Here is an 11,364-nt window from a genome sequence, read left to right as displayed (position 1 = left end):
GCGCGTGCGGCGCTCATGGGAGTCGCGGGCGTGCTGCTGGTCGCGGCGGCGCGGCGCTATGTGCGCGAGACACAGGGTCGCCGGTTGCCCCGCTTCCTGCGCTAAAAGCATGAGCGCCTCATGCAAGGAGGAAGCAGTCTCGATGGGCGATGCCTTTGATGTCCACGAAGGCTGCTGCGCAGCCTGCGCAAATACGCGTCCGCCGCGTGAAAATGCGTACGAGCGCGGGTCATGACGGGCCGCGTGCGCATCGGCATCTCGGGCTGGCGATATGCGGGCTGGCGCGGCGTCTTCTATCCGCCGAAACTCCCGCAGGCGCGCGAACTCGAATTTGCGTCGGGCCGGATGCAGAGCATTGAAATCAACGGCTCGCATTACTCACTGCAACGCGCATCGAGTTGGCGTACATGGCATGACGCGACGCCCGCCGACTTCGTTTTCAGCCTAAAGGGCCCTCGCTATCTCACCCACATGCTGCGCTTTCGCGACGAAACGGCCATCCCCGCGATGGCGAACTTCTTCGCCTCCGGCGTACTGGGCCTTGGCGAAAAGCTCGGCCCGTTTCTCTGGCAATTCCCGCCGAGCTTCGCCTTTCATGTGGACGACTTCGAGCGCTTCCTCGCGCTCTTGCCGAAGGATGCGGCCTGCGCCGCTGCGTTCGCTCAGCGGCACGACACGCGAGTAAAGGAGCCGTGGTTCGATGCGCCAAGGAAAAACCGGAGGTTGAGGCACGCCGTCGAGATTCGACATCCGAGCTTTCTTGACGAGACCTTCGTACGCCTGCTGCGCAAACACGGCGTTGCGCTGGTCGTATCGGACTCCACGGCTGGCTGGCCATACGCGGAAGATTTGACCTCCGATTTCGTGTACATGCGTCTGCACGGCACCGAAACGCTTTACGGCGGCGCGTATACCGACGAGGCGCTCGAAGCATGGGCCCATCGCATCGTGTGCTGGGCGAAGGGAACGCAGGCCAAGGATGCCCGGCTCATCACGGCGCACAAGCCGCGAAGCCGCGCATCGCGCGATGTATTCTGCTACTTCGACAACGATCAAAAAGTACAGGCGCCGTTCGATGCCAAGCGGCTGCAAGAACGTCTCCAGGAAAGGTCCTTCGGCGGCTCGTCGCGATAAAACGATCGTCGAGAAGGCGCCGTCAATTCGCCAAGGCCTCTCGTTCGAGTTCGTCCAGCGATATGTGACGCACGTCCCGGCCCTTGACCACGAACACGAGGAACTCAGCGATATTCTTGGCGTGATCTCCGATCCGCTCCAGAGCCTTGGCTATGAACAGGTATTCGAGCGCGACGGGGATGGATCCGGGTGCTGCATGCATCTGCACGGCGAGGCTGCGGGAAAACGAGCGGAGCACTGCGTCAATGGCTTTATCGTCGCGTACGATGCGCGCCGCATCGATGGTGTCCATTCGTGCGAATGCGTCGAGCACCCGATGCAGGATGGCGTGAGCCATCTCGCCGCATTTCTTCAGTTCGACGACATGGAAGCTTGCCGTTTCACCACTTTCGGAAATGCGCCGCATCCGTATGCAGATCTTTCGTGCTTCATCGCCCATGCGTTCGAGGTTCGTCACGCATTTGGACATGGCCATCAGCAGCCTGAGGTCGCAGGCAGCGGGCTGTCGTCGGACGATCACATGTTGTATTTCATCGTCGATCTCGATTTCACGTGAGTTGAGAAGCCGCTCTCCGGCGCGAATTTCCAGCGCGAGCGCAGGGTCGTAGGCGTCCAGCAATCGCAGGCAGCGTTCGATCTGCATTTCGACGAGACCGCCCATCTCCAGAAGATGGGTCGAGAGCGCATCGAGCGAGGCGTCGAAGGCGCGTGAGAGATGCTTGTCTGGCATGGCGATTACCTGTTTCACGCCCTCATGATCACCGTGGAGCGGTGCGGCGCCGAGGGCGGACGTCGCGTTCGTCGTGGAGGCAATAACGGTATATACCGTTTCCTGTCAACTGCGCAAGTGAATAACTCCGCTGGCAAGGGCGTTTGCATCGCCAGGCAGCAAGGATTTGCTGCATGTTCGCGACGCCAGCGTTTCGGACAGCCGTTGCGCGTCACCAGGCCGGTCAATGAAAACGAAAGCGGGATCCAAACGATTTGGCATCGCGATTGCTGTCATCGCGCAATGCCACCGTCGGAGCCGATCATGGTGCTCGTCTCGAAGCCGCTGTGCCGAATTCTTTTTCTCACACTGAGCCTCGCCGCGTTCGCTCAAGCGGGCGTCGCGCAGGAGAGCGCGGACACGCGCGGCAATCACGCCGGCGGCGGTCCGCAGCTTCAGCTCATCGCTACGTTTGAACATCAGGTTACGGGCGTGACGGTCACGCCGGATGGCCGTACGTTCGTCAACTTCCCGCGCTGGACGGAAGACGCGCCCATCTCCGTCGCGGAGCTCGGAGCGTCCGGCGATCTGCGTCCTTATCCCGATCCCGAATGGAATAGCTGGCGCAACGCGCGCCGCGATGAAGTCACGCCTCAGGATCATTGGGTATGTGTGCAGTCCGTCGTGGCGGACAAGCATGGAAACCTCTGGGTGATCGATCCCGGCGCGCCGGCGCAATCGCTCGTCGTGCCGGGCGCGCCGAAGCTCGTGCAGATCGATCTGGCGTCGAATCGCGTCGCGCATGTCTACGCGTTCGATGAAACCATCGCGCCTCAAGGCAGCTATCTCAACGACGTGCGTATCAGCCCGGACAGACGTTTCGTCTATATCACCGATTCCGGCGTGCGCGGCGCGATCGTCGTGGTCGATACGGCCTTGGGAAGCGCGCGACGCGTGCTCGACGGCGATCCGAGCACGCAGGCCGACAAGACCGTGACCGTGAAGGTCGACGGCAAGCCGCTGCAACAGACGGACGGCAGGCGCGTGAGCTTTTCGGCGGACGGCATCGCGCTGACGCCGGACGGACGCTATCTCTATTGGCAGGCGGTGAAGGGCAAGACGCTTTTTCGCATCGCAACCGACGCACTGCAGAACGCGCAACTGAGTCCGCAACAAGTCTCGGCGCGCGTGGAAGCCGTCGGCATCGATGGACCCGCGGACGGACTCTGGTTCGACGAGCATGGACGTCTCTATGTGTCGTCGGTCGAGCATCACGCGATTCGCGTGCGTAACGGCGAGCGCTTCGACACGCTGCTGCGGGACCGCAATCTCGTTTGGCCCGACACATTCTCGGAAGGCGCCGACGGCACGATCTACATCACCGATTCGCGCATCGCAGAGATGAGCTGGTTCGATCCGCAGAGTCCTATCGCGTTGCCGACGCGGCTGTATGCGATTCGCAAACGTTAGAAAGGGGAAGGCAGCGTATGAAACAGCATTTCGACGATCGGATTGTTCGCGCCCTGTACTCGGGTTCGGCAGCGGGGCTTGCAATGGCCTCGGCGGCATCGACCGGGGCGCTGCGCGCGGGGCATGCGCCGTACGCCCCGTTGAATGCCGTGACGCACTGCCTGTGGCCCGATGCATCGTCGCAGGAGACGCCGAGCATTAAGTACACGGCAATCGGGGCGACGATTCATATGGGCAGCGCAGTGTTCTGGGGCGTTCTGTTCGAATCGCTGTGCGGACGACGAAGCCGTCCCGCTGGCATCGTGAGTGCGGCGGCGGCGACCGCGCTCATCGCTTATGTAGTCGATTACCACGTGGTTCCGAAACGCTTCACGCCGGGATTCGAAGCGCATGTGTCGACGCGTTCGCTGGCGATGACTTATGTCGCGCTGGCTGCGGGGTTCGCGATCGCCGCGTTGGCGCGACGCGCGGTCCGCTGACGCGTCGCTACGCGCTGCCGCCGGGTATGCGAGGGAACCTCACAAAAGACGCACTCGCAGACCCGGTGGACCCGTCGGCCGCGAAGCGGGCCGGAGCTTGATATGGCTGCGCCGGTAAGTGAAGCGGCGCGACGTGACGGACGGTGCGCGATCCAAGGTCGATGAGACCTATGTGCACTCGCTAAAGCCGGACCACGAGACATCTTCTGTGCCGCGGCCGGCATGAAGTGCTTAGGATGGGGAGAGCTGTTTCTTTGCCTACTTTCTTTGCCAGCGGCAAAGAAAGTAGGTGCCGCCCCGCACAGGGGCAACGCCAATAAACCGACACGAAAGCAGGATTTCACGAAAGTCAACTCCAACCCATCCCAACTCCAATCCATCACTTATGCAGATTGCTGCGCATCGACACGACATCGTTGGTCGTGATCGGACGCGCATCGTTGCCCCACGCCGCGCGCACGTAGGTTAGCACTTGCGCGATCTGGAGATCGGTGAGGCGTCCGGCGAAGGGCGGCATCGCTTGACGCGGCGGGCCGTGTATCGTCGCCGGACTGTTGCCGCCTTCGACCAAGAGCCGTAGGAGCGAAGTTGTGTCCTCGGTGATGACGGACGGATTGCCGGCAAGCGCCGGAAACGCGTTCGGCACCCCCTTGCCGTCATCGCGATGGCACTGCGCGCAGAAGCCCGCATACACGGCCGCGCCCTGTGCAGGCGGAATGTCTGGCGCGCGGGTCTTCAGGCGCGCGGGCTGCGCAAGCGCGGGATCGAAGACGCCGTCGGCGGCACCCGTCGCGGGCAGCGTCTTCAGATAGAGGGCAATGGCGCGCACGTCGTAATTGGTCAGATATTGCAGGCTGTCCTCGATCGTTTCGACCATGCTTCCGTACGCCACGATGCCCGCGCCGTGACCGGTCTTCATGAACGCGGCGAGGTCTTCGACCGTGACGCGGCCGAGCCCCGAGCCAGGATCCGCACGCAGGTTCGGCGCGAACCAGTTGTCGTTGATGCCGCCGGAAAGGAACGTCTTCGATGATTCGTCGTAACCGCGCTCCTGATAGGCGATGCCGCGCGGCGTGTGACACGAGCCGCAATGCCCGAGCGACTGCACGAGGTACGCGCCGCGATTCCACGCCGCGTCGCGGCTCGCGTGCGCGTCGAACGGCTTCTTCGGCGCGAACGCCATCCGCCATAGCCGCAAGGCCCAACGCTGATTGAACGGAAAGGGCACCTTCGTTTCAGGTGGCCGATGACTCACGGCCGGCACGCCGTGCATCATGTAGGCATAAAGGGCATGCATGTCTTCGTCGGTGATCTTGACGAAAGCGGGATAGGGCATCGCCGGATACAGACCCTTGCCATCGCGCCGCACACCTTCACGCAACGCCTTCGCAAAGTCCTCAAAGCTGTATTGACCGATGCCCGTCTCGCGGTCCGGCGTGATGTTGCTGCTGACGATGGTCCCGAAGGGCGACGTCATCTCCAGTCCGCCCGCATACGGCGCGCCGTTTGATGGCGCCGTATGGCAGCCCGCGCAGTCCGCCGCTTTCGCAAGGTATGCGCCGCGCGCGAGCAGGTCGGGCGAGGGCGCTGCGTCGTCCGCCATCACGGCGAGTGGCCACAGGAACAGGATGAGGAGGAAGCGGGAAGCGTTCATCGTCATTGGTGATACAGATAAGCGGCGATGTCGCGGGCGTCGAGCTCGCTCACACCGAGATCGGGCATCGCGCTGCCCGGCACGACGCGTTGCGGGAAGCGAATCCACGTCTGCAGATTCTCCGGCGTGTTGGGCAGCTTGCCCGCCACGTAAGCGCGCTCGCCGATGTTCTGCAGCGTCGGTCCGACCTTGCCGAACGCGCCCGGCACTCCGTCGATCCGGTGACACGCGCCGCAGCCGTAGCGCCGGATCGCATCGAGTCCGTGTTGCGGATTGCCGCCGGTGATCGTGTCGGACGATGGCGGCTTTCCTGTGCAAGCGGCAAGCGCGACGAGCAGCAACAGCGCGACTGGAATCTGGCGCATGCTGTCATCCCTCGCGCGCGATGCCGTCGCCCACCGGCGGCGCGCGTCGCATCAGCCAGCGCGCGCCGACGAGCAAGCCGCCCGCCAGATAGGCGAGCCCGCCCGGTACCCACATCACGAGGCCGCCGAGTTGCTGATCCTGCAGCGGATCGAAACCGAGCGCGCGCGTGGTCTCGATGCATGACGGATACCAGATGCCCGGCGCCAGCGTCAACAATGCGCCGAGCGCGCCGGTGTGGACCATCGTCGTGAAGAGGGAAAGCATTGCGTGCGCGTTCGACTCGCCTTCCGATGCGCGGCCGAATACGGTCCACCAGTAGAGCAACGCGCTTGCGAGAAAGCTCGCATGCTGCAACGTGTGGATGCCGGGGCGCGCGAGCGCCGCTTCGAAGAAGCGCGGCGCATGCCAGATCCAGAGCGCGGCGGCGTGCAGCGTCCACGCGACGACCGGCAGCGTCAGCCAGCGCCACGGCAGTCTGATCCAGCGCGAGCGCGTCGCCGCGCCGATGCGAATTCTTGCATCCGCCGGAAACGCCCACAGCCACACGGCAAGCGGCCGACCGACGACGAGCAGCGGCGCCGCGACGAGCATAAAGAGTTCGTGCTGAAGCATGTGCGCGGAGAACAGCCATTCGCTTAGCGCGTGCAGCGGCGACACGAGCGCGGCCACGAGCGTGAACCAGCCCCCGATGAACGCAAAGAGCCTTGTCGCGCGCTCGCGGCGGCCTTGCGCGCCGCGCTTGCGCAGCTTCCCATATCCGACGAGATAAAGGACCACGCTCACCGTCAGGACGATGACGACCCACGGCTCGAACGTCCATGCGAGCGGCGACGCCTCGGGCGTGTCGGCGAGGACGTGCGCGTTTGCATCGGCACATGCGAGCAGCGCGCAGAGCGGTGCGAGTTTCAACACGCGGACAGAAGCCATTGCGGTATCGATATGGCGATCACGGACAAGATCGATAGCACCCCCACGCCCGCCGCCACCGCGGCAAGGAACGCCGGCCGCGCGGGACGAGCGGAGGTATCGGGCGTCGGCAGGGCGAGCGCACGCCGCGCGTCGCGCCAGCGCTGCCGGGCGAGCAGCGTCGCGGCCACGCACACGATCGCGCTCGCGCCGCTCACGCCGTGCAGCAACGCCTGCCCTCCGAGCCGGCATGCGGGCGTCACCAGCGCGTAGTTCACGCTGAGGCAGCCGAGCACGATCGATGGAGCGCCGAGCAGCGCGAGCCAGGTTTTCATAGCCGCGCAGCCCAGTAGATCACGCCATAGATCGGCAGCCAGCTCAACACGACGAAGTACCAATAGAGCGCGTTCTCGCTGACATCGACGAAGCGCTTGCCTTCGAACGGCCCGGTGAAGAGAAGCACAGTGAGCACGGCCGTATCGACGGTATCGGTGATCAGGTGAGTGGTGTGCAGCCCGAGCAGCAGCCAGACGACCGATCCATACGCGTTCGTGTACCAGCTCACGTTCAGCGAAGCGAATTCGAGTCCGCGTATCACGAGAAACGCGGCCGAGGCGACGAGGCAGACCGCGAGCCAGATCGCGGCCTTGCTACGATCACCCCGTTCGGCCGCGTTCTTTGCCAACTGGTTGGGCCAAAGGCTCGCGATCAGGACGGCGGTGTTCAGCGTGCCCCATAACAGGCGCGGCGCGTCGGCGGCCATCGGCCAGGCTGGCGCGCGTGTGCGCAGATAGAAGTACATCATCACCGCGATGGCGAACACTGTGCCTTCGATCAGCATCAGGCCGGCCGTGCTCCACCACATCAGGCTGCGATGACTGAAGGCGAAGGTGGGCAGGGCTCGTACGTCGAGCACGAGCTGGCCAGTGCCGTCCTCCTCGGGGCGCGATGTGGCCGTGCGCGTTTCGGCGTTCATGGCTGGCGCTCCCGGGCGACGGCGAGCCGGTTCTCCGAGCGATTCGGCCAGAACCACCCGATCATCGCGACCGCAACGGGGAGCGATGCCCATACGATCGCCCGCGGCGTATAGATCGAGCCTATGAAAAGTACGGTCGTCGCCACGGCGCTCACGAATGGCCATACGGATGGTTTCGGAAACAGCGGACGGTAATCGGGCTGCGCATCGAGGACGCTCGTGACCAGCACCTCGCGTGCATCGGCGGCGAGCCCCGCGACGAAGACGGGCTGCGCGGAAGGCTCCCACAACGGATCGCGGCCGTGCACGACCGGAATGGCATCGAAGTTATGCGGCGGCGGCGGTGACGGCACGCTCCATTCGAGCGTTCCCGCGCCCCACGGATCGGCGGGAGCGCGCTCGTCGCTGCGCACACTCTTCACGACATTGACGATGAAGAGCAGCACGGAGAGCGCGATCATGTACGCGCCGATGGTCGCAGTGAAATTCATGCCGTCCCATCCGAGCCCGTGTGGATAGGTCCACACGCGACGCGGCATGCCTTCGAGACCAAGCAGATGCATCGGAAAGAACGTCAGGTTGAAGCCGATGAAGAAGAGCCAGAACTGCCACTTGCCTAGGCGCTCGCCGAGCATGCGTCCCGCGAACTTCGGAAACCAGTAGAAGAACGCGCCAAAGAGCGGAAATACGCCCCCGCCGAACAGCACGTAATGCAGATGCGCGACGACGAAGTACGTGTCGTGAACCTGCAGATCGAGCGGCACGGACGCGACCATGATGCCGGTCATGCCGCCCATCACGAGGATGAAGAAGAACGCGAGCACGAAGAGCAGCGGCACGCGCAGATTCAGCTTGCCGGTCCAGAGCGTGCCGATCCAGCAGAAGATCTGGATCGCCGAGGGTATCGCGATCATCAGGCTCGCGGCGGTGAAGAAGCTCTTGCCGAGCTCGGGGACGTTCGTCGCGAACATGTGATGCACCCACAGCCCGAACGCCAGAAACGCGGTGGCGATCAGCGACAGCACCATCGCCGGATAACCGAACACGGGACGGCGCGCGAAGGTCGGAATGATCGACGAGATGAAGCCGAGTGGCGGGATGAAGACCAGATACACTTCCGGATGACCGAAAAACCAGAAGAGGTGCTGCCACAACAAGACATCGCCGCCTTTCGCCGGATTATAGAAGTGCGTGCCGACGAGCCGGTCGAGGATCAGCGCGGTGCTGCACAGCATGACCGCGGGCATCGCGAAGATCACCATGAACTGCGTGACGAGAGTCGCCCATACGAACAGCGGCATGCGGTTGAGCGACATGCCGGGTGCGCGCATCTTGAAGATCGTCGTGATGAGCACGACCGCTTCGAGCAAGCCGGAGAGTTCGGTGAAGGTGATCATCTGCGCCCAGATATCCGCGCCCTTGTTGGGCGAATAATCGGGACCGGCGAGCGGCACGTAGCTGAACCAGCCGGCGTTGGGCGCGGTGTTCACGGCGAGCGCGCCGAACAACAGCAATCCACCGAACAGGAACACCCAATATGCATAGGCGTTCATGCGCGGGAACGCGATGCTCCGGGCGCCGATCATGAGCGGCACGAGATAGGCGGCGACGGCCTGCATCACCGGCACGGCGAAGAGAAACATCATCGTGGTGCCGTGCATTGTGAAGAGTTCGTTGTAGAGGTTCGGTCCGATCAGGCGCTGATCCGGAAACGCAAGTTGGGTGCGCATGATGAGTGCGAGCACGCCGGCGAGCAGGAAGAACACGAAGGTCGTGACGATGAAACGGCGCGCAATCGTCTTATGGTTGATCGCGCTCAACATGCCGAAGAAGTTGCGGCTCGAGTGGCTCCAGTGTTCGGCGACAAAAGAAATGGCTCTATCCGTTTTTTTCAACAGGTATCCGCGGAATGCAGAAACCTGCAGAACGAGGGAAACTCCTAATAAGCGAGCGAGGTCTTCGCGGATCGGATAAGCGAAGTTAAGGAGCAAGCCGGCGCAACGTGCTCCGGAGATGGCGATATGGAGCTTCGTCGCCTTGCGGCAAGAAAAAAATGACCGACGACTGGTCGGAGTCAGATGGCTGGAACGCATTCTGATCGGCGAGGGTAGAAAAGCTCGCCACCCGGTGGACCCAACCGCTCGCTCCGATCCACTCATACGGCAAACGTTCGGCCGGTCGACTCGGATCCGCCAGCTGCTGCGCTCGTCCTGGATCATTTGGATTTGGCGGTGCCTGACGACGGGAGTCCGTTTGTGAGCGAGAGCGCAGTGGTGGCGCAGCGCACGATCGCATCGGACAGGCGCCGCTCGCATGGCTGTTCTAGCGCACGGCGCGCGCCCAGGGCACGCGGGACGCGGTCCAGCACCGGCTCAAGACTTGGGCTTGTGGGCGATGGATGGCACGACGCTGCGCATTGCCGGTAACCCTGCCAACCGCAAGCGCTTTGGTGACCAGTGGCTCTGATTGCCTACAATCTGATTCGTCGCGAGATCCCGAATGCTGCCTTCGAAGCGAGGCTCGCTCCCACGGATATCAGCTTTGTGCACGCGGTCCACCCGATTCGGCACGAGATGATCGGGGCCGCTGTCTCTCTACCTTCGCCAAGCATGCCTGCATGCCTTCAGCGACGGCGCGAACGGTTGAAGGCGTTTCCAAATGAAAAACGACCCGACCGCACATGCGACCAAGTCGTCAAATCGCGCCCTAGTCGTTACGCCGTTCGGTATCTCTGGATGGCTGTTGCGGACGGCCGACCGATATCGATCCCAATGCGGCGGTCGCAGGACCGCTAGCGGAGCAAAATTCTTTGTGCCTCGTCAGACGCTGCGTGTCAACGGTGGGGATGGGCCGTTGTTCGCTTCGGCCGACCTCCAGATGCGCGGGTTACCGGCCGGCGCGCCGCGCGGGGTTGAATCGGCCCGTTGCATTTATTGGCGACCGCGCTGCGGCGCTGCCGCCACGTGGGGTTGTTACGCCGAGGCAGTGCGCAGGCGATGGACGATCTGGTTGTCCTTGCCCTGAACGAGCGGAGTCAGGGTAACGTTGAACTCGATGTCCTTGTAGGTGTCGGCCTTCAGGCCCAGTGCGACGCCACCCGTCTTTTCGACCACAGGGGGAATCAGTTCCTCGCGGGTAGCGTAGGCGAAGTCGTCCCAGATGAGCGGATCCCCTTCGATGTTAAATTGCGTGGTTAGCTTACGGTGCTGGTCGCTCGTCACGAAGAAGTGTACGTGCGCCGGACGGTCACCGTGACGGGCAAGTTCGTTTAACAACTGCTGAGTCGCGCCCTGCGGCGGGCAGCCGTAGCCCACCGGCATGAGCGTGCGGAATTCGTACTTGCCATCCGCACCTGTCCTGACCGCGCCGCGCAGGTTGAATTCGCCCTGCGTGCCGGTCGGATCAAAGTGCGAATAGAAACCGTTGGAGTTGGCATGCCAGCATTCCACTACGGCGCCCGCAACCGGCTTATGGTCGGGGCCCGTGACCGTGCCGTGGATGACGAGCGGCCCAGCGTGCGGGTCGGGGTCGACATCGATCCTAGATACGCCATCGCGTATCGGCGCACCGGCGACATACAGCGGGCCTTCAATTGTATTAGCCTAGACCGCATCTGACAGGTAGTCGGAGAAGCAAAGGAAGAAAGCGGTTTAATGAGGGATCAGTTTCT

10 protein-coding genes and 2 pseudogenes are annotated in these 11,364 nt (G+C 63.2%); 4 read left to right on the top strand and 8 right to left on the bottom strand.

Features of this window, described 5'->3' with window-relative positions:
• Window positions 1-231: 231 nt before the first annotated feature.
• Entirely contained in the window at window positions 232-1,134 is a 903-nt protein-coding gene (locus AWB74_RS42270) for a DUF72 domain-containing protein (protein ID WP_061152471.1), read from the top strand.
• Window positions 1,135-1,156: 22 nt separating this feature from the next.
• On the opposite strand, the gene phoU is transcribed toward AWB74_RS42270, so the two are convergent.
• The gene (gene phoU, locus AWB74_RS42265) at window positions 1,157-1,864 is read right to left on the bottom strand and encodes a phosphate signaling complex protein PhoU (RefSeq protein WP_061152470.1); all 708 of its coding nucleotides are present in this window, start codon (window positions 1,862-1,864) and stop codon (window positions 1,157-1,159) included.
• A gap of 303 nt (window positions 1,865-2,167) precedes the next feature.
• Between phoU and AWB74_RS42260 the strand changes: the two genes are divergently transcribed.
• Window positions 2,168-3,313: an L-dopachrome tautomerase-related protein gene (locus AWB74_RS42260; protein ID WP_087039537.1), complete on the top strand. Its 1,146-nt coding sequence runs from the start codon at window positions 2,168-2,170 to the stop codon at window positions 3,311-3,313.
• Between the two features lie 17 nt (window positions 3,314-3,330).
• Complete coding sequence (locus AWB74_RS42255; RefSeq protein ID WP_061152468.1) at window positions 3,331-3,792, top strand: hypothetical protein; 462 nt, start codon at window positions 3,331-3,333, stop codon at window positions 3,790-3,792.
• Window positions 3,793-4,171: 379 nt separating this feature from the next.
• Here the strand turns inward: AWB74_RS42255 and AWB74_RS42250 are convergent, their stop codons facing one another.
• The 6 genes from AWB74_RS42250 to ctaD are packed head-to-tail and all read right to left on the bottom strand — an operon-like array spanning window position 4,172 to window position 9,568.
• On the bottom strand, window positions 4,172-5,446 hold the full coding sequence (locus AWB74_RS42250) for a cytochrome c (protein ID WP_061152474.1): 1,275 nt from the start codon (window positions 5,444-5,446) through the stop codon (window positions 4,172-4,174).
• Between the two features lie 2 nt (window positions 5,447-5,448).
• Window positions 5,449-5,811, bottom strand: coding sequence for a c-type cytochrome (locus AWB74_RS42245; RefSeq protein WP_061152467.1), 363 nt, complete (start codon window positions 5,809-5,811; stop codon window positions 5,449-5,451).
• Between the two features lie 4 nt (window positions 5,812-5,815).
• Complete coding sequence (locus tag AWB74_RS42240; RefSeq protein WP_061152466.1) at window positions 5,816-6,739, bottom strand: cytochrome c oxidase assembly protein; 924 nt, start codon at window positions 6,737-6,739, stop codon at window positions 5,816-5,818.
• Entirely contained in the window at window positions 6,718-7,053 is a 336-nt protein-coding gene (locus AWB74_RS42235) for a hypothetical protein (protein ID WP_061152465.1), read from the bottom strand. The genes AWB74_RS42240 and AWB74_RS42235 overlap by 22 nt, the downstream gene beginning before the upstream one ends.
• Window positions 7,050-7,694: a cytochrome c oxidase subunit 3 gene (locus AWB74_RS42230; protein ID WP_087039536.1), complete on the bottom strand. Its 645-nt coding sequence runs from the start codon at window positions 7,692-7,694 to the stop codon at window positions 7,050-7,052. Before AWB74_RS42230 ends, AWB74_RS42235 begins: the two co-directional genes overlap by 4 nt.
• Window positions 7,691-9,568: a cytochrome c oxidase subunit I gene (gene ctaD, locus AWB74_RS42225; RefSeq protein WP_087039538.1), complete on the bottom strand. Its 1,878-nt coding sequence runs from the start codon at window positions 9,566-9,568 to the stop codon at window positions 7,691-7,693. The genes AWB74_RS42230 and ctaD overlap by 4 nt, the downstream gene beginning before the upstream one ends.
• 585 nt (window positions 9,569-10,153) lie before the next feature.
• On the opposite strand from ctaD, the pseudogene AWB74_RS48910 reads away from it, so the two are divergent.
• Window positions 10,154-10,489, top strand: a pseudogene (locus AWB74_RS48910) (hypothetical protein); the annotation flags it as partial.
• Between the two features lie 177 nt (window positions 10,490-10,666).
• Here the strand turns inward: AWB74_RS48910 and AWB74_RS42215 are convergent.
• Window positions 10,667-11,290: pseudogene (locus AWB74_RS42215) on the bottom strand (dioxygenase family protein); the annotation flags it as partial.
• Between the last annotated feature and the right edge of the window lie 74 nt (window positions 11,291-11,364).

The sequence above is a fragment of the Caballeronia arvi genome, from assembly GCF_001544695.2.
GTDB lineage: Bacteria > Pseudomonadota > Gammaproteobacteria > Burkholderiales > Burkholderiaceae > Caballeronia > Caballeronia arvi.
Note: the sequence above shows the minus strand (reverse complement) of the source record. Positions and strands in the feature narration are given on the sequence as shown.

Coding starts and splice junctions, on each gene's coding strand:
- AWB74_RS42240 (WP_061152466.1), bottom strand. CDS start 6,739: ATGGCTTCTGTCCGCGTGTTGAAACTCGCACCGCTCTGCGCGCTGCTC.
- AWB74_RS42270 (WP_061152471.1), top strand. CDS start 232: ATGACGGGCCGCGTGCGCATCGGCATCTCGGGCTGGCGATATGCGGGC.
- phoU (WP_061152470.1), bottom strand. CDS start 1,864: ATGCCAGACAAGCATCTCTCACGCGCCTTCGACGCCTCGCTCGATGCG.
- AWB74_RS42260 (WP_087039537.1), top strand. CDS start 2,168: ATGGTGCTCGTCTCGAAGCCGCTGTGCCGAATTCTTTTTCTCACACTG.
- AWB74_RS42255 (WP_061152468.1), top strand. CDS start 3,331: ATGAAACAGCATTTCGACGATCGGATTGTTCGCGCCCTGTACTCGGGT.
- AWB74_RS42230 (WP_087039536.1), bottom strand. CDS start 7,694: ATGAACGCCGAAACGCGCACGGCCACATCGCGCCCCGAGGAGGACGGC.
- AWB74_RS42245 (WP_061152467.1), bottom strand. CDS start 5,811: ATGCGCCAGATTCCAGTCGCGCTGTTGCTGCTCGTCGCGCTTGCCGCT.
- AWB74_RS42250 (WP_061152474.1), bottom strand. CDS start 5,446: ATGAACGCTTCCCGCTTCCTCCTCATCCTGTTCCTGTGGCCACTCGCC.
- AWB74_RS42235 (WP_061152465.1), bottom strand. CDS start 7,053: ATGAAAACCTGGCTCGCGCTGCTCGGCGCTCCATCGATCGTGCTCGGC.